At 71.0% G+C, this 18549-nt stretch carries 13 protein-coding genes; 6 read left to right on the top strand and 7 right to left on the bottom strand.

The genetic code is table 11. From position 1 onward, the window contains the following. Nucleotides 1–477: 477 nt before the first annotated feature. Both ACT53O_RS05515 and nudC read right to left on the bottom strand, forming a co-directional pair. Nucleotides 478–2193, bottom strand: coding sequence for an ATP-dependent helicase (locus tag ACT53O_RS05515; protein WP_036315094.1), 1716 nt, complete (start codon nucleotides 2191–2193; stop codon nucleotides 478–480). Next, a complete protein-coding gene (nudC, locus tag ACT53O_RS05510; protein WP_036315091.1) occupies nucleotides 2190–3122 on the bottom strand; it encodes an NAD(+) diphosphatase in 933 nt (310 codons plus the stop codon). Before nudC ends, ACT53O_RS05515 begins: the two co-directional genes overlap by 4 nt. A gap of 65 nt (nucleotides 3123–3187) precedes the next feature. On the opposite strand from nudC, the gene ACT53O_RS05505 reads away from it, so the two are divergent. After that, entirely contained in the window at nucleotides 3188–4513 is a 1326-nt protein-coding gene (locus ACT53O_RS05505) for a phosphotransferase (RefSeq protein ID WP_476151552.1), read from the top strand. Nucleotides 4514–4540: 27 nt separating this feature from the next. On the opposite strand, the gene ACT53O_RS05500 is transcribed toward ACT53O_RS05505, so the two are convergent. Both ACT53O_RS05500 and ACT53O_RS05495 read right to left on the bottom strand, forming a co-directional pair. Continuing rightward, nucleotides 4541–7828 (bottom strand): ATP-dependent DNA helicase, encoded by a 3288-nt coding sequence (locus ACT53O_RS05500; protein WP_476151551.1) that lies wholly within the window; start codon nucleotides 7826–7828, stop codon nucleotides 4541–4543. Further along, entirely contained in the window at nucleotides 7825–11001 is a 3177-nt protein-coding gene (locus ACT53O_RS05495; RefSeq protein WP_476151550.1) for a PD-(D/E)XK nuclease family protein, read from the bottom strand. The genes ACT53O_RS05500 and ACT53O_RS05495 overlap by 4 nt, the downstream gene beginning before the upstream one ends. Nucleotides 11002–11176: 175 nt before the next feature. On the opposite strand from ACT53O_RS05495, the gene ACT53O_RS05490 reads away from it, so the two are divergent. Together ACT53O_RS05490 and ACT53O_RS05485 are read left to right on the top strand one after the other, a co-directional pair. Beyond that, nucleotides 11177–11401, top strand: a complete 225-nt coding sequence (locus ACT53O_RS05490) for a DUF3107 domain-containing protein (protein ID WP_036315071.1) — start codon at nucleotides 11177–11179, stop codon at nucleotides 11399–11401. Nucleotides 11402–11417: 16 nt separating this feature from the next. Then, nucleotides 11418–11708 (top strand): hypothetical protein, encoded by a 291-nt coding sequence (locus ACT53O_RS05485; protein WP_036315068.1) that lies wholly within the window; start codon nucleotides 11418–11420, stop codon nucleotides 11706–11708. A gap of 30 nt (nucleotides 11709–11738) precedes the next feature. Here ACT53O_RS05485 and ACT53O_RS05480 read toward each other — a convergent pair whose 3' ends face one another. After that, entirely contained in the window at nucleotides 11739–12455 is a 717-nt protein-coding gene (locus ACT53O_RS05480; protein ID WP_036315065.1) for a ferritin-like fold-containing protein, read from the bottom strand. A gap of 161 nt (nucleotides 12456–12616) precedes the next feature. Here ACT53O_RS05480 and ACT53O_RS05475 point away from each other — a divergent pair, with 161 nt between their 5' ends. After that, nucleotides 12617–14140, top strand: coding sequence for a DEAD/DEAH box helicase (locus ACT53O_RS05475; RefSeq protein WP_036315063.1), 1524 nt, complete (start codon nucleotides 12617–12619; stop codon nucleotides 14138–14140). 45 nt (nucleotides 14141–14185) lie between these two features. Here the strand turns inward: ACT53O_RS05475 and ACT53O_RS05470 are convergent, their stop codons facing one another. Together ACT53O_RS05470 and ACT53O_RS05465 are read right to left on the bottom strand one after the other, a co-directional pair. Further along, nucleotides 14186–15052 carry a DUF817 domain-containing protein gene (locus ACT53O_RS05470; RefSeq protein WP_036315061.1) on the bottom strand — a complete coding sequence of 289 codons (867 nt, stop codon included), beginning with the start codon at nucleotides 15050–15052 and terminating at the stop codon, nucleotides 14186–14188. Between the two features lie 7 nt (nucleotides 15053–15059). Then, on the bottom strand, nucleotides 15060–15941 hold the full coding sequence (locus ACT53O_RS05465) for a PHP domain-containing protein (protein ID WP_135949045.1): 882 nt from the start codon (nucleotides 15939–15941) through the stop codon (nucleotides 15060–15062). An 89-nt stretch (nucleotides 15942–16030) separates the two neighbouring features. Between ACT53O_RS05465 and ACT53O_RS05460 the strand changes: the two genes are divergently transcribed. Continuing rightward, nucleotides 16031–17062 carry an endonuclease/exonuclease/phosphatase family protein gene (locus ACT53O_RS05460; protein WP_347417203.1) on the top strand — a complete coding sequence of 344 codons (1032 nt, stop codon included), beginning with the start codon at nucleotides 16031–16033 and terminating at the stop codon, nucleotides 17060–17062. A 56-nt stretch (nucleotides 17063–17118) separates the two neighbouring features. Continuing rightward, entirely contained in the window at nucleotides 17119–18549 is a 1431-nt protein-coding gene (locus ACT53O_RS05455) for an aminopeptidase P family protein (RefSeq protein WP_476151549.1), read from the top strand.

The following is an 18549-nucleotide window of genomic DNA, read 5'->3' as shown; positions in this document are numbered from 1 at the left end:
CGGTCAGGGTGGAGGTGCCCGAATCGCTGACGAGCATCGAGCGTGAAGCGCTGATGGCGGGGTGGGATGCCGCGGGCCTGGCGCGCGTGTCGGTCGACACCTGGGCCGTGGACGCGCCGCAGCAGGGGGTGCCGGTGATCGTCGTCGCCGACCGGCTCATCGAGCCGCGCCGTGCCGCGCGGCTCATGCGTGCCGACGTCACCCATATCCCGATCGAACTCGCCGGCGACCGCGTGCACGTCGGACCCGTCGTCGTCCCCGGCGTGACGGCGTGCACCGCGTGCGAGCACGCGCGTCGCACCGCCGAAGACCCGCAGTGGCCGCTCCTTGCTGCGCAGCTGCTCGGTCGCGATCCGGTACGCACGGATCCCGGCCTGCTGATCGAAGCCGGCATCCTCACCGGCAGGCTTCTGCGCGACGCCCTCGATTCCTCTGGGTCACGCCCCGATGAGCCGCCGTCGAGCCTCTCGGTGGGGCTCAGCGCCGCGCGCGTCCGGCGGACGTGGCATGCGCATCGCCCGCACGCACGGTGCCTGTGCCGATCTCCTGAAGGAAGCGAGAACGCTGACGCGGGCGCGATCCCGACCGTTCCGACCAGCTCATCGAAAGGGTACGCGCAGCCCGCGTGACCCCCACGTAGGCGAGTCTTCGTTCCTCGTCGATCTCGTCGAAGCCCGTGGCGTAAGAGATCGGCAGCAGTCCCTCCGCGAGCCCGAGGAGGTGGACGTGATCCCACTCCAGGCCTTTCGCCGCGTGGAGCGTAGCGAGCGTCACCGTCCGCAGAGTGGGCTCGTGCTGACTGCGCCCACGAAGGATGAGCTCGTCGGTGAACGCCCGCAGGGTGGTGTCTTCCGGTGCCTGCTCGGCCAGACGCAGCACGGCGGCTCGCGCCTCCCACGCGTCGCGAAGTGCCCCACCGGCCGGAGGCGGGTCGTCGGTCAAGCCGACCGACCGCAGCACGTCCCGCACCGCCCGCACCAGACCGTCCGCGGTCGGTGCGACAGAGGCGCCGCGCAGGAGCGAAACCGCCTGGCGGACTTCGGGCAGGTCGAAGAATCGCTTGCCGCCGAGGACGGTCGCAGCGATGCCGCGCGAGGCGAGGGCCGAGAGCACGGGCGCTGATTGCGCGTTGGCTCGATACAGCACGGCGATCTCGTTCGGCTCGATGCCCGACGCGAGCTGGGCCGCCACCGCCGCAGCCACGCCGTCGGCTTCCGCTTGATCGTCGTCGTACGCGGTGACCGACGGGACGGGGCCCGTCGATCGGTCCGAACGCAGGACCAGGGCTCCGGGGCGTCCGCGCATGAGCGCATTCGCGACACCGAGAATCGCCGGGTCGGAGCGGTAGTTGCGTTCCAGCCGCACGACGGTGGCATCCTCGTAGCGGTCGGGGAACTCGAGCAGGTAGCGCGGGTCGGCGCCGGCGAACGAGTAGATGGTCTGGCTCGCGTCGCCGACGACGCAGAGGTCTCGTCGGTCTCCGAGCCAGAGCTCCAGGAGGCGGTGCTGCACAGGCGAGACGTCTTGGAACTCGTCGACCGTCAGGTGGCGGTACTGCTCATGCACGGCCGCCGCGACGCGCGGCTCCGATTCCAGCATCCCGGCGCACGCGAGCAGGACATCCTCGAAGTCCAGCTGACGGCGTTCGTCCTTCAGCTTCTCGTATCGGCGCTGCAGGTCTGTGAGCGCCGGTGCATCCAGGGCGGCACCAAGCCCCTCGGGGTGCGCTGCGGCATCCTGATCGATCGTGCGCATCGCGACCTTGCGCCATTCGATGCGGCTGGCGACGTCGCGCAGGGTGGTGCCGTCCAGGCGGAGGCCCAGGCTGTCGGCGGCCTGCCCGAGCACGCGTACCTTGTTGTCGATGATCGAGGGTGCGGTGTCGCGGGCGAGCTGCGGCCAGAAGAAGTTCAGTTGCGCCAGCGCGGTCGCATGGAACGTGCGTGCGGCGACCCCTTCGACACCGAGCGCGCGGAGCCGCCCGCGCATCTCCCCCGCTGCCTTCGCTGTGAAGGTCACCGCCATGACTCTCGACGGCGAATAAGCCCCCGTGTCGACGCCGTGGGCGATGCGGTGCGTGATCACCCGCGTCTTTCCCGTGCCGGCGCCCGCAAGCACGCACACGGGTCCGCGCAGCGTCGCCGCCGCGACCCGCTGCTCGTCGTCCAGGCCCTCCAGTGCGCGTCCGCTCACGCGGGATCTCCCGCCCAGTCGGCGATCAGCCGGTGCGCGATGGATGTCGTGCCCGGAAGGAGCACGTCGCCCTCGCCGCGCAGCGCTCCACGGATCTCCCCGCGCGAGAACCACCGGACGTCGACGATCTCCTCGCCGTCGGCGCAGGCCGCCGACATGCTGACCGCCGTCGCATGGAATCCGAGCATCAGCGAGCGCGGGTAGGGCCACGACTGCGACCCCCGGTAGTGCAGCGCCTCGACGATCACGCCGGCCTCCTCCTGCACCTCGCGCACGATCGCCGACTCCAGCGACTCCCCCGCCTCGACGAAGCCGGCGAACGTCGAGTAGAGGTTGCGATCCGCCCACAGCGCGTTCTTGCCGAGCAGCAACGACGAGCCGTCCGGAGAGATCACGGCGACGATGACGGCGGGGTCGGTGCGGGGAAAATGCTCGCGCCCGCAGACCGGGCAGTGGCGCGCCCAGCCCGCTGCACGTTCCTCGGTGCGCGCACCGCAGTGGGAGCAGAAGGGCGCTTCCACCAGCCATCGCCCCAGAGCGACCGCCTCGACGAGGAGTCCGGCGTCCGTGGCCGACATCTCTCCGCCGACCGCCCGCAGCGCTGCCCACCCGTCGGCGGGATGCGCGCTCAGGGGAACGTCATGGTCGGCGCCGGATGCCGCGAGCAGCACCGCGGCGCCTGCGCCGTCGCGTCCGAGGAATGCCCACGACACCCCGTCACGAATGCTCTCGACCGGCACGGTGCGCAGCGTCCCGTCGCCGTCGAGCGGGGCGCGATCGCCGTGCACGGCGACCACCCGCGTCGACCTCTCGGCGCGAAGACGCGCAAGCAGGTCCGGTGCGTCGCGCTCCTCGGCGCAGCGGTCGATGCCGCCGCGCGCAAGAGCGGGCGGACGAACGGGAACGGGCGGCTCAGCCGATGGCGACATCCGGGACCTTCCTCGACGGGCGTGGCGCACACGGGGACGGGGCGCGGCACACCTACCCTGGGGGCATGGCACGCTCACCACTCACTCTAGCCGCGTCGGTCACGTCGGCCCTTCCCCGCGTCGCGGTGGTCGGTGTGGCGCCGCTGACCGAGGGCGTCTCCGGCCGCTACGACAGCGCGATCGCCACGCTCGACGACGGCCGACGAGTCGTGGTGCGCGTACCCGTCAACGACCAGGCCGAGCAGGATCTGCGCTCCGAGGCGCGGGCGTTGACGTCGCTGACCGCGGGGGTGCGTGGAGTGCTGCCGTTCGGCGCCCCGGATGTGCTCGGTCAGACGACGGTCGATGGCCGCAGCGCCCTCGTCCAGACCCTGCTGCCCGGCTACCGGGTCGATGCCGCCCACGTGCCCGCGGGCCGGGGGGTCGCCACCGCTCTCGCCGCCGCGATCGCGGCGGTTCACGACCTCCCGGTGACGGTGATCCGCGACGCGGGATTGCCGATGCTGACGTCTGCGCAGGTGCGCGACGAGGCCGAGCGCCTCCTCGATCGGGCGGAGTCGACGGGCCTGCTGCCCTTCGGTCTGCTCCGACGCTGGAGCACCGCCATCGGCTCCGATCCGCTGTGGCGCTTCGAGACGACCGTCGTTCTGGGTGGGGTGGACCCGGCATCCTTCGTCTTCGAAGACGATGCCGACGGCATCCCCGCCGTCACCGGCCTTCTGACCTGGGGTGCGCTCGGCGTCGGGGACCCGGCCATCGATGTGCGCTGGACGGCCTCGGCCCCGGCCGCTCAGGCCGACGTGCTCGACGAGTACGCGCGTCGTTCGCACCGCGCGCCCGATGCCCTTCTCGCCGAGCGGGCTCGGCTGCACGCGGAGCTGGAGTTCGCGATATGGCTGGTGCACGGCCACGAGGCCGGTCAGCAGGACGTCGTCCGCGACGCCGTGGCACTGCTCGAATCGCTCGACGCCAACGTTCGCGACGAGCCCGTGCGAGCACGTGATGATGTCACGCTCGATCAGGCACTCGCAGCGACCCAGCGGGTGCCTGCCGGAGCGGGCGAGGCCGCGGACACCTCGATGCAGACCGACAGCTTCGACCCCGAGACCCTCGCCACCTTCCTCGCCGACGAGAATGCGACCGGCATGGTCGAGACCAGCCGCCTCGACACCGTCGCGATCGAGATGTCCGAGTGGGCGCAGCCGGCACACGCGTCAGCCACGCGCGTTCCGGTGCACACGTCCGACATTCCCGTGCACGACGGCTCCGCGCCCGAGGACGGTCGAGGCGATGCCGTGGCAGACGACACCCCCGGTGAGCCCTCGGCCGACGACATCGACCGCGATACCGCCGCCCGCAACGCGCTGCGGCGGTGGACGGGAACGGCCTGACGCCGGCCGCGCGCGCCACCGCGACCATCAGTCCCGGAGGATGAGCCCCTCGGCGACGTAGAAGAGCACCACGTCGATCTGCTCTCGCGGTATGCCGTGCCGGGCGTGGTACGCCTCGCGGTACAGGCGCAGCTGGATCATCCGCTCTTCCCTCTCGGCGGCGGTGCGCGGCGCACGGCCCGTCTTCCAGTCGACGATCTCGATGCGATCGCCGCGCCGGTAGACGGCGTCGAGCTTGCAGATCACGACGTGCGCCCGGCCGTCGCCGAGAGCGTCGTCGATCGTGACGTCGATCTCCGTCTCGACCTCCAACGGCCGTAACGACGCCCACTCCGACGCCAGAAAGCGCTCCTGCAGCTGCGCGAGGTCGGCGGGTGTCGAGGCGGACGGAACGTCGGCAGCGGGGTTCGCGTCATCGTCGTCCCACAGCGCGTCCTCGAGTGAGACGCCGGCCCCCACGATGCCGGAACGCTGCTCCACCCACGAATGAAACGCGGTGCCCAGGCGCGACTGGCGATACGGACGCTCGGGCAGCGCACGGCGCAGCGCCGGCGCGTCGCCGAGAAAGTCCTTGAAACGGGATGCCGGGATGCGCACGGGCGCCGCCGGTCGCGCCGAGCGCTGCCGCTCCGCCCGCTCGGCGAGCAGGAGGGCGAGTTCGGCGGTGGGCTCGGCGTCCGCCGCCCGCCGCACGCCGTCGGCGGCGGCGGCGACGGTGCCGCGCCGCGCTCCGAGGGGATCGAGCGGCCACGTCAGGAGGCGGCGGCGACCCTCGAAAGGGTTCTCGCCCGGGTCGACGTCCGGGTCGAGCGTCCGGCCCAGGGCCGCGGCCATCTCCTCCAGGAAAGCGCTCGGGCGACGCGGCGACGTGGTGCCCGACCAGTGCGAAGCGCTCAGAAGCAGGTGGTCGCGTGCACGAGTGACGGCGACGTACGCCAGCCGACGCTCCTCATCACGCTGGCGCGCGCGCCCGGCCGCGACGAAGTCGTTCAGGGCGCCGACGAGATCCTGCTGCGTCGGGGACCGGTCGGCATCCCACCGGAAGTCGGGCAGCCAATCCGCGTCGCCGCGGAACTCGTACGGGAGAACGCCGAACCCGAGCCACCCACGCGTGTCCTTCGGCCGCGAGGGCAGCTCGTCCTCGACCAGGCGGACGACCGCCACGGCGTCCCATTCGAGGCCTTTGGACCCGTGGATCGTGAGCAGCTGCACGACATCGTCCTCGGGCGGCTCCGTGCGGGGTGCGAACTCATCGAGGCGCTCGGCGTGGTCGAGCCAGGCGAGAAGGCTCGGCAGCGAACCACGGTCATCCGTCGCCAGAAAGCCGTGCAGTTCATCGACGAAAGCGCGCAGCTGATCGCCGGCGACGCGTGCCGGACCGCGCGCCTCATTCGCGGCGAGCTCGATGTCCAGGCGGAGCTCGAGTTCGATCATGCGCACGAGCTCCGGGATCGGCAGCGTCGCCTGCCGACGCAGGCCGGCGAAGACGGCGGCCGCCTCGCGCAGGCGTTCCCGCGCCGCGGCCGTGAAGTCGGACAGCCAACCGTGGTCGACGCCGTGGCGCAAAAAGAAGTCGAGGGCGTCGATGAGCGAGCCCTGGTCATCCCCCGCCGACGAACGCATCCGCGCCACGACGTCGGGCTCCAAGGGCCGAAGCGCGGCGTCGTGACGGCTGATCCTGCGGGACAGCTCACTCAATGCCCGCAGATCAGCCACGCCGATCCCCCAGCGCGGGCCGGCGAGCAACCTGATCAGCGACGAACCCGCGCGCGGGTCGCTGATCACGCGGAGCGTCGCGACCACGTCGACGACCTCCGGAGTGGACAGCAGCCCGCCGAGGCCGAGGATGCGGTGCGGGATGCCGCGCCGGCCCAGGGCGTCCGCGAAATGCACCATGTGCTTCTTGCTGCGAAAGAGCACGGCTCCTGTCGTCGCGGCGCCCGCTCGGGCGCGCTCGTGCCGTACACGCGCGAACCAGTCCGCCACGGCGTCGGCCTCCGCATCGGTGTCGGTGTCGATGTGGATCTCCACCTCGCCCGAGCCCGCTCCCGGACGAGGTCGCAGGCCTTCGACGACGACCGGGACGCTCTCGGCAAGAGGCGCAAGCACGGCGTCAGCCGCGCGCAACACGTCGACGCTGTTGCGCCAGCTCGTCATCAACGCGAAGGTCTCGGCCCGACCGGTGCTGCTGAATGCCGTCGCGAAGTCGCCGAGGTTGCCGGCGCTCGCCCCCCGCCAGCCGTAGATGGACTGGTGAGGGTCTCCGACGGCCATGACGGCCGCATCGCGAAAGGCGGAGGCGAGCAGCTGGGTCTGCACGACGGAGGTGTCCTGGTACTCGTCCAGCAGCACCACGCGATAGCGATCGCGCAACTCCTCTCCGACGGTCGGATGCGCTTCGACGATCTCGCAGGCGCCCGCGACCTGGTCGGAGAAATCGATCACCCCTCGACGGAGCTTTCGCCGGGCGTACTCCCGTGCAAGATCCGCGAGGACGTCCAGTGCGCCGACGGCCACCTGCGCTTTCGCGATGTCGGCGTACACCGTGACGCGCGCCGACGTCGATGGCCGTTCCAGAACGTCCGAGAAGCGCGCGGGAAAGCGCGCGAGCTGCTCGAGGTCGACGCGGTTGTCAGCAGCGTCACGGGCGATGCGCAGGGCGGCATCGATGATCGAACGCAGCGCCTCTTCGCGTACCTCCAGCCGCGGATCGTCCGACTCGAGCACGACACGTCGCATCAGCAGCCAGGCCGCCGACTCGCTGAGAACGGCGGCTTCGGCGTCGCGGCCGAGTCTGACGGCGTGCTCGCGGACAATGCTGTCGGCGAAGCTGTTGTACGTGGAGACGGTCGGCCGCTCCAGCAGCGCGTCGGCCGACACCTCATCGGGGACCGCGACGGCGCCGGTGGCGACGACGAGTTCATCGAGCACGGCGTACCGCGACGACGACGGTGCACCGCTGCGCTCGAGCTCGCCGAGGATCCCCAGCTGCCCCCGCGCGTGCAGGGCCTCGAGATGGGGAACGAGTCCGCGGCGTTCGAACTCCGCAAGCCGCTGCAGTCGGCGGTGCACGCGCTCGGCGAGTTCGCCGGCGGCCTTGCGGGTGAACGTCAGACCCAGCACCGCGTCACGCGGAACGAGGCCGTTCGCCACGAGCCACACCACGCGTCCCGCCATCGTCTCGGTCTTGCCGCTGCCGGCGCCGGCGACGACGAGCGCGGGCGCGAGGGGCGCCGCGATCACCCGGGCTTGTTCGTCCGTGGGAGGGAACTGGCCGAGGGCGGCCGCGAGCGCGGTCGGAGAGACGGCGCTCATGACGCGCTCACCGCGTTGATCGTGTGGATGCGGCACAGGCCGTAGGAGTGATCATCGCGACAGTGCTCCTCATACGGCGCCGAGAACTCCGCGCCGCTCATGACGGTCGCCGCCTCCCGCACTCGGGCGAGGAAGGCGTCGCGAGCGACGTCGTCCAGCGGCGGCTGGCGGGGTTCCACATAATCCTTCGTGGCCGCGGACGGGCGCAGCACGAGCAGCTTCGCCCCGCCGGGCGTGAGGCCGGCAGCCTCGGGGATGGCGCCCGCATCGAGCGCCAGCTGGTAGGCGGCGAGCTGCGGATTGTCGATGACCTTCGCGTCGGTCTGCGGCTCACGCTTTCCGGTCTTGAGATCGACGATCACCACCTCCCCGGAGGCCGTGCGCTCCACGCGATCGATGTAGCCGCTGACGATGGCACCGTGACCGCCGGCCGGATCGAGGGCGACCGGGACCTCGAAATGCGGTTCCGCGCCGATGACGGTTCCGCCCGCGAGTTCGAACCGCCGCAGATAGAGCGACAGTCGTCGCACGAGTTCGCGCGCCCGCACGCGCTCCGAGCGCTCGCGCCAGGCGGACTCGAACTCCAGTTCACTCCACCGCGCGTCCACGACCGCCCACAGCGCGTCCTCGTCGGAGCCCGTTGCGCGCTCCATCGCCGCGTGCACCAGCGTGCCGAGGCCCGCGACGGCTCCCCCGTCATCCGCCCCCAGGTCGGCGAGCAGCCAGTTGAGCTCGCACTCCTCCACCGTCTGGAGCCGCGACGGCGATACGCGCACGTCCTCGCGCGTGAGATCGCGCAACGGCGCTGTGGAAGTCACGGGGGCGATGCCATACCACTCGTCGGGCGCGGCGCCCGGAACGCCCGCCGCAGCGAGCAGCCGCAGCTGCTCGGCGGCGGCGCGTCGCGTGGAGGGGTCTGCTCGACGCTCCGTGAGCGCACGTCTGTGCTGGGCAACCAGCCCACGCAGGGTCAGCGGATGCGCCGCCGAGCGTGCGGCGGGCTGCGCCTGCGGGAGCATCTCGAAGAGCGGACTCGGCCCCGTGTCGTCGTCGTCGACGGCGGTCACGATGAGGCGTCGGCGGGCGCGGGAGCACGCGCGCGCGAACAGACGCAACTCGTCGTGGAGCACCCCGCGTCGTCGATCCAGCGTGTCGGCGGTTTCGGAACCCCCGAGGGCGAGCGGCGCCAGCCGCCAGGTCTGCAGCAGACTTCCTCGCGCCCGCAGGTTCGGCCAGACGCCTTCCTGGACCCCGGCGACGACGACGGTGTCGTACTCGGCTCCGAGGGCGCCGGCGGGGGTGAGGATGTCGACGGCATCCGCCCGGGAATCGTCGACCAGCCGATCTTCGGCGACGTCCGAATCGAGGATGCCGCGCAGAAACGCCCCGGGTGAGGTGCCGTCCGCTCTCTCGCCGTGACGTTTGGCGGCCTGGAAGAGTGCCACCAGCGCGTCGAGCTCTCTGCCGGCCTGTGCGGCGAGCGGCCCCGACCCCTCGGCTGCGGCGACCCATGACCGCTCGGCACCCAGGCCGTCCCACGCACTCCACAGGATCTCGTGGGCGGTGGGCGCCTGGGCCCCGCCCGCGTGGACGAGATCCCAGTGAGCGCGGACATCCGCCAGGGTCCGCGCGATCCGCTCGGCGCGGCGACCCTCTCGGGTGTCGAGCAGGGCGAACGCGACGGGATGACCGAGCGCGGAGACCAGCAGCTCGGCGCTGGAGACGACCCGCTCGTCGGAGGCAGCCTCCGCCGGCGGCTCCGCAGCGAGCGCCGACAGCCGCAGGGCGGTACGCAGCCGGCGGATCTCGACCGGATCCATCCCGCCGGCGCGAAGGGCATCGACGGCGTCCTCGAGGCTCCAGCCGGCGGGATCGAGCTCCGCCAGCAGTGCGATGCGCAGCAGATCCGCCACCGCGCGGGCCTCAGCCAGCGGTCGCTGCCCGCGGGTGCGCGTGGGCACCTCGCGAGCGGCGAGTTCGGCTTCGAGAGTCGCAACCTGTCGACTGTCGTGCGCGATGACGGCGCACGAGGACCACGGCACCGCGTCGTGGACGTGGCGCTCTCGGAGCAGACGTGCGATCACGTCATGCTCTTCCGACGCGGAACGGGCGGTGACGGCACGGACACTCTCGTCGTCGACCGTCGGCGCGTCGGAGGCGGTGGGAGGGCGCAGGCGGTGCGCGACGAGGCCGGCAGCTCCGATGCGGGCCGTGACGGCGGCGATCAGGCGTCGATGGGCGTCGGTGCCGCGGTGCATCCGCTCCAGCACGTGCACCGGCCCGGCGGCTGCGAGGCGGGAGAAGTTCTCCGGGCTGGCGCCGCGGAAGCTCCCCGAGCCGACATCCGGATCGCCGAACGCCAGCACGGCGACACCCCGAGAGCGGCACGCCTCCAGGAGCTCCACCCCGCCGAGAGTCAGCTCCTGGGCGTCGTCCACCACGATCGCCCGCAGCCGCTCCAGCGCGGCAAGTCCTGGCGCTCCGGCCGGGAGCGTGCGGACCAGGCCCAGTGCCTCGCGCACGAGACCCGCGGCGTCGCGGTGGGCGCCGCGCATGCGGTCGCGCGCATACAGGTACTCCCGGGAAAAGGACGCCGCCGCCGCCCACTCGGCGACGCCGTGCTGCGCCGCGAGGTCCGACAGACCGTCCGGCGAGATCCCGAGCTGGGCGCACTCGGCGAGCAGAGCCCGCAGCTCCGCGCGGAACGCCCGTGTGGAGCGCACCGCGGCCGGCAGCGAGGACGGCCACCGGGTGAAGCCCTCGGCCTCATCCTCGCAATCCCCGGCCAGGAGGTCGGCGATGACCTGATCCTCGTCCGGGCCGGTCAGCAACTGGGGCGCCGGGTCGCCGCGATGGACGGCGTCGGCGCGGATGATCTGATAGGCGAACGCGACGATCGAGCGCGCCAATGCGCCGGGCGTGGCGACGTCCACGGCGAGAGCGAGGCGATCACGCAGCGCGGTCGCGGAGGTCCGAGACGGAGTCAGCACGAGCACCTCGTCCGGCAGCAACGCGCCGCGGGTGTGGCCCGCGGGCGGCCGGACGAGTGCGCCGACCCGCGCGATCGCGGTCGCGGTCTTACCCGATCCCGGGGCGCCCACCACGACGCCGGACGCGTCGGCGGGAAGGTCGATGACGGCACGCTGAGCGGCATCCCACGTCACACGATCCATGCCTCTCACGCTAGCCGGACACACCGACACGAGCGTTCGCGCACAGCGAGCGGCGCACTGCCCTGCGCGCGATCCCGCGCCCGATCCGGTGTCGTAGAGTCGAGGTGCGGCCGGGGTACCGGTCCGCTCCGGCCGCCGACGGCGGCGGGTCATGAACAGAAGTGAGGCAATCACCGTGGAGATCCGCATCGGCATCGCGAACACCGCTCGGGAGCTCAGCTTCGAGTCGGCCCAGTCGGCGGATGCCGTGACAAGCACGATCCAGAAGGCCCTCGAGGCCTCGGAGTCCTTCGTCACCTTCACCGACGTCAAGGGCAACACCTACATCGTTCCCACGGCCGGCATCACCTTCATCGAGGTCGGCACGGAAGAGTCCCGGCGCGTCGGCTTCGTCGCCTGAGCACCGGCATCCCACCGTGGACATCCTGCTCGCGTTCATCTTCGGCGGCGCCTACGGCGGCGTCCTGCACTACCTCATGCCCGGACGCCCCTCGCGTGGCAGCGCCGTCGCCCCCGTGCTCGGTGCCGTCCTGGGCGGAGTGGTCTGGATGGCCCTCACCTGGGCCGGTCTGACGACGCTGGACCCGTGGCTGTGGATCCTTTCGATCGCCGTCCCCGCGGTCGTCGTACCCGCGGTCCTCGCCATCCTCACGCGAGTGCGCGCGAACCACGACGCGCGCGAGCGGTTGCGGCTGAAGATCTCCTGAGCTCGCCGGGCCGACGGCGCGGCCCCTCTGTCAGGCGTCGAGCCCCATCGCAGACATGCGACGCGAGTGCGCACCGAGAAGGTCGGTGAACACCGGCTCGACCTTGCGCTCCTCCGCGGCATCCAAGGTCTGAGGACGAAGCGCGGCGCGGGCGATGAGCAGGGTGTCGCCCACGAGGCGACGTCCCCACAGAGCGAGCAGCGATTTCCACTGCTCATCGGCGGCGATCGCGCCCGCGATGATGTCGACGAGGGCTTGCCGGTCGTCGTCGCCGCGCAGGATCTCCGCGACCCGCCGGCCCGTCACGCCGTAGCTGGAGGACAGCGCCAGATAGAAGTCGTCCAGCATGCCCGCCGTGATGTGCACCGAGAGCATCGTCTCGAGGGAGCGGGCACCGTGCGTCGACCGGCGAAATGCGTCGAGCGGCTCACGGAAGGGAAGCATGAGATCGAGGGGATCGTCGCCGCGTTCACGGATGAGGGCGAGGATCGCGCGGTGCTTGTGCAGGGCCGCTCCGGCAGCCACCGAGATCGATTCCTTCTGCGTCAGCTCGGGGGTCGGTGCGATCAGCTCGCTGAGCGTCTCGAAGTATCCGAGCTGCAGGTACGCGGCCTGACCGAGGAACGTGTCGATGTCGGGTGCGAGCTCTTCGAAGTCGACGCGCCGGACGTCGCCGAAGTCGCCGCGAGAGCGCACGCGCAGCGTCCGTGCGACGGTGCGGTCGCGCTGCCAGGGCCAGGTCACCACGCCCCCAGCCTAGATGCGACCCGCCGCTTCCGAGGTCGTCACGACACCCTCCGGTAGGCTGGTCAGGTCTCGGCGATGGATCGAGACCCCCGCGCCTGCGGATGAGTAGAAGGCGTGGACTTCCTCACCGGCGGCTTCTCACCGCCAGACAGGCACGTATTGTGACGACATTCGCTGAACTCGGAATCGATCCCGACATCGTCGAGGCCCTCGCCTCCAAGGGCATCGTGGACGCCTTCCCCATTCAGGAGCAGACGATTCCGCTGGGGCTGCCGGGCCAGGACATCATCGGCCAGGCCAAGACCGGAACGGGCAAGACCTTCGGCTTCGGCATCCCCGTCGTCCAGCGTCTCGGCCTCGACCCGGCGCCGGGTGTGAAGGCGCTCATCGTCGTTCCGACCCGCGAGCTGGCCGTCCAGGTCTACGAAGACATGGACATGCTCACCCAGAACCGCTCCACGAGCGTGGTCGCCATCTACGGCGGCAAGGCGTACGAAGGCCAGATCGACCAGCTGAAAGCCGGTGCGCAGATCGTCGTCGGCACACCGGGTCGCCTGATCGATCTCAACAACCAGCGCCTGCTCGATCTGAGCGGTGCGATCGAAGTCGTGCTCGACGAGGCCGACAAGATGCTCGACCTGGGCTTCCTCGCCGACATCGAGAAGATCTTCCAGAAGGTCGCGCCGGTGCGCCACACCCAGCTCTTCTCGGCGACGATGCCCGGCCCCATCGTGGCCCTCGCGCGCCGCTTCATGAGCAACCCGATCCACATCAGGGCGACCGACCCCGATGAGGGACTGACGCAGGCCAACATCAAGCACCTCGTCTACCGCGCCCACTCGCTCGACAAGGACGAGGTGATCGCCCGCATCCTGCAGGCGGAGGGCCGGGGTAAGACGGTGGTCTTCACCCGCACCAAGCGCGCCGCTCAGAAGCTGGTGGACGAGCTGAACGACCGAGGGTTCAATGCGGGTGCCGTGCACGGCGACATGAGCCAGGAGGCGCGTGAGCGGTCGATGGCCGCGTTCAAGGCCGGCAAGAAGGACGTGCTGATCGCCACCGACGTCGCCGCCCGCGGTATCGATGTCGACGACGTGACCCACGTCATCAACCACACGATCCCGGACGACGAGAAGACCTACCTGCACCGCGCGGGACGCACCGGCCGCGCCGGCAAGACGGGTATCGCCATCACCTTCGTCGACTGGGACGACCTGCACAAGTGGGCCCTGATCAACCGGGCGCTCGAGTTCGGGCAGCCGGAGCCGGTCGAGACGTACTCGTCGAGCCCGCACCTGTACACCGACCTGGACATCCCGGCGGGGACCAAGGGCCGCATCGCGAAGGCGCCCAAGACGGAGGCGGTGCGCACGCAGCGCCCGGCTCCCGAGCGCGCAGCCGATGCCGCGGCCGAGGGAGCCGCTGAGACCGGCACCCGCCGTCGCCGCCGTCGCCGCTCCGGGTCGTCGACGATCGGCTCGACGTTCGCCGAAGGATCGTCGACGGGCGCGGATGCCGAGACGGCGCACACCGGCGATGCTGCCGCTGCCGCCGAGGGCGCAGGAACCCACGACGGCGCCGGCAAGGAGCACCGCGACGGCAACGCCGCGCCCGCGCGTCGCCGCCGTCGTCGCCGCGGCTCGGGCGGCGGCGCACCCGCCGCTCCCCCTGTCGCGGGAGCCTGACCTTACGCGCTGATCGCATCGCCTCGGGCACCGCGCCGAGGCCGTTCACCGCCCCGCAGGCTCGGTCGCCGGCGCCTGCGGCGGGTAGACCCAGGTCACCATGACGACCGACACGATCATCAGCAGGAACCACGACACCAGTTTCGTGATCGAGACGGGATGCCATCCATCCAGCTGGTCGGGGTACGCCCACGCACCCGCCCACGTGCCGATGTTCTCTGCGAGGTAGATGAACAGCGCCACGCCGGCGTAGGCCGCCAGGAGCGGCAGCCTCAATGTGCGACGCCAGGCGCGCGCGTGCATGACCGTCCGAGCCCAGAGCAGCGCGACAGCGACAAGGAGCACCCAGCGCAGATCCCAGACGAAGTGATGCGCGAAGAAGTTCACGTAGATCGATGCCGCCACGATCGTCGTGATCCACCGCGGCGGGTAGCGGACGAACGCGAGATCGAACAGCCGGTAGACGCGCACCATGTACGAGCCGACGGCGGCGTACATGAATCCGCTGAACAGCGGTACGCCGCCGATTCGCAGCACGCCGTCGGCCGCGTAGGTCCACGATCCGGCATCCGTCTTGAACAGTTCCATCACCGTGCCGGCGACGTGGAAGAGCACGATCACCCACAGTTCACGGCCGGTTTCGAGCCGCCCCGCGAGCATCGCGATCTGGATCAGTACGGCCGCGATCGTCAACGCGTCGTTGCGCGCCAGCGCAGCATCGTCGGGCCACCACAATCGGGCCGCGACGATCACCGCCAGCAACGAGAAGCCGAACACGCAGGCCCACGCCTGCTTGACCACGAAGACGGCCAACTCCACGGCTGTCGCGCGCGCGCCGCGGTCGGGCGCGCCCCGAAGCACGCGGTGAGCGGCCGCATCGATGCGCCGCTCGAGCGGTGTGGGTTGCTGCATCGCGAGATCAGGCGAAAACGGGCGAACTGCCCGTCGCCCTCCCGATGATGCGCTGCACCATCTCGTCGGCGGTCGTGAACTCTCCCGGTTGGTTGGGCTTTCCCAGTCCGTGATAGTCGCTGGATCCGGTGACGATGAGGTCCCGCTCGGCCACGAGCGTCTGCAGCGCCCCCAGTGCCGGCTCCCGGTTCTCCCGATGGCCGAGTTCGAAGCCCGCGAGCCCGGCATCGAGCATGCGCCCCAGGAGACCTTCGGGCAGCAAGCCCCCTCTGCCCGCCGGATGAGCGATGATCGGCACACCTCCGGCATCCACCACCGCCGCCACCGCGGTCACCGGATCGGGCGCGTACAGGTCGACGTAGTAGTCGCTGCCGGGGTGAAGGATGCCGGCGAACGCCTCACCCCGATCGCGGACGTAGCCGCGTGCGATGAGCGCGTCGGCCAGGTGCGGCCGCCCCACGGTCGCCCCGACGGTCGTCTGGGCGAGAATGTCGTCCCAGGTGAGGTCGTAATCCCGGCCGATGCGCTCGGCCATCGTTTGCGCACGAGTCAGACGCGAGTGGCGTATCCGGTCGGTGAGTGCGCGCAGCACCGCATGCTCCGGGTCGAACAGGTAGGCGAGCACATGGACGCTGCGCCACTCGTGACGGGCAGACAGCTCCATCCCCGGAATCAACGTCATCCCGAGCGACGCCGCCGCCTCTGCCGCCTCTGACCAGCCGGATGTGGTGTCGTGGTCGGTCAACGCCGCGGTGTGCAGACCCACGGCGTGAGCGGCGGCCATCACCCGCGCGGGAGGCTCGGTGCCGTCGGAATGGTCGGAGTGCAGGTGCAGGTCGCTGGGCCCGCGGAACCGCGGCATCCACTCCGCAGCCGACGAGACAACCATGCCCCGAGCGTACCGCCGGCGCGCACAGGACCGGCGTCCACCGCTCACGGTCCGGGAACTCCCAGGAGCACTGCCGTAGAGTCCCACACGTGCTGCGCCTGCTCGGAATCCTCGTGACGGTGGCCGCCGCGATCGCCACGGCGGTCGTCACGTGGCCACAGTTCTTCCGCCTCGAGCAGACGTTCCCGTTCGCCCAGATCGTGTCCCTGCGCCCTGTCGTCGTCCTGGTGCTCGGGGCCCTTTTCGTGCTCGGTCTGCTTCTCGCCCTCGCCCGCCCGCTGCGAGCGTTCGCGGGCGCGATCGCGGTCATCGCCCTGCTCGGAGCACTCGCGAACGGCGGCATCCTGCTCGCGCGCGGTGTGGGAACCGGCAGCCTTCCGCCGGCGACGGACTCGAGCATCCGCGTCATGACCTGGAACACCGCCGGTGCGGCCACCGACGCCGATCTCATCGCCCGCACCGCCGTGGCGATGAAAGCCGACGTCGTCGCTCTGCCCGAGACGACGATCGAGACCGGCGAAGCCGTGGCGATCGCCATGCGCGAGATGGGTGCGCCGATGTGGGCCCATCACGAGAACTACGGTGAGCGTCCCGGATACCCGGACTGGGCCGCGAACTCCACGACCCTGCTCATCTCCCCCGCCCTCGGCGACTACGCCGTCGTGGCGTCCACCTCCGACGGAGCGAGCAACACCTCCGCCGTCCCCAGCGTCGTCGCGATGCCCGTGGACGGAAGCGGCCCCACGATCGTCGCCGTCCACGCAGTCGCGCCCCGTCAGGACCGCATGGACGATTGGCGCAGCGATCTGACGTGGATCGCGAATCAGTGCGCGAGCGACGACGTGATCATGGCCGGGGACTTCAACGCCACCGTCGACAACATGGCTCGTCTGGGCGTCGACGGCGGCGACCTGGGCCGATGCACGGATGCCGCGGCCCGCACCGGATCGGGTGCGGTGGGCACGTGGTCCACGTCGCTGCCGCCGCTGATCGGCACCCCGATCGATCACATCATGGCGACGGCGAACTGGACGCCGACGGGATCGGTCGTTCTCGGCTCGCTCGACGGGAGCGGCAGCGACCACCGTCCGCTCGTCGTGCAGTACGAGGCCGCACGGTAAGAGCAACGACTCACGCCCGCCCTCCGTCGCACAGAAGGAGGTGCGAGACTGGTGCCATGAGCACGAGCGAGAGCGACACGATCGCCACGACCGACACCGACGTCACCCCCGTTGAGAACGCGAACCGCAAGCAGCCGTTCCCGCGCGGCTTCCTCGACACCATCTCGGCCGGCTGGGCCGAACGGCCCGAGCTCACCCCCTCGCCACGGCCGCAGGTGCCCTACACGGCGGCGCGCCGCGCTGCCGTGTCCGCCGCCTTCCCCGGGCAGCGTCTCGTGCTGCCGGCGGGAACGTACAAGCAGCGCTCGAACGACACCGACTACCCGTTCCGCGCCCACTCGGCTTTCGCGCACCTCACCGGCTGGGCGAGCGACAGCGTGCCGGATTCGGTCCTCGTGTTCGACCCGCGTGAGGGCGGCGCCGGCCACGACGTGACGCTCTACCTGCGCGAGCGCGCCGACCGGACCACCGCCGAGTTCTACAGCGACGCGACCATCGGGGAGTTCTGGATCGGTCCGCGCCCCGCCCTGGCGGGCGTCGCCGGCGAGCTCGGACTCACCACGGCCCCGATCGAGGACTTCGCGGCGGAAGACGGCGACCTGGTTCTCGATGAGGACCCGGAACTGACGCGTGTCGTCTCCGAGCTGCGCCTCGTCAAGGACGACTACGAGATCGCGCAGCTGCGCCTCGCCGTCGAGGTCACCGCTCGCGGCTTCGACGACATCGTCGCCGATCTGCCGCGGATCATCGAGACGCCCCGCGGAGAACGTGCGGTCGAGGGCATCTTCCACCATCGCGCCCGCATCGAGGGAAACGGCGAGGGGTATGACACGATCGCGGCATCCGGTCCGCACGCCTGCTATCTGCACTGGACCCGCAACGACGGCGCCGTCCTTCCGGGCGACCTCATCCTCATCGACGCCGGTGCGGAAGTCGACAGCCTCTACACCGCGGACATCACCCGCACGATTCCGGTCAGCGGCACCTTCTCGCCCGTCCAGCGCATGATCTACGAGACGGTCCGCGAGGCCGCCGACGCCGCCTTCGCGGCGGCCCGGCCCGGCGTGAAGTTCCGCACGATCCATGAAGCCGCCATGCGCGTCATCGCCGAACGCGTGGCCGAGTGGGGGCTGCTCCCCGTGACCGCCGACGAGGCGCTCGACGCCGACAACGGCGGACAGCATCGCCGCTACATGGTCCACGGGACGAGCCACCACCTGGGGCTCGACGTGCACGACTGCGCCCAGGCACGGCGTGAGATGTACTACGACGGCATCCTGGAGGCGGGAATGGTCTTCACCATCGAGCCCGGGCTCTACTTCCAGATCGACGATCTGACGGTGCCGGAGGAGTTCCGCGGCATCGGCGTGCGCATCGAGGACGACATCCTCATGACCGCCGACGGTCCCGTGAACCTGTCTGCGGGCATCCCCCGCACCGCCGACGAGGTCGAGGCGTGGGTCGCGGGGCACACCGCCACACGCTGA

It is taken from the genome of Microbacterium sp. DMC48, from assembly GCF_056313825.1.
The sequence above is the reverse complement of the archived record's forward strand: the minus strand, read 5'-3'. Positions and strand labels throughout refer to the sequence as shown.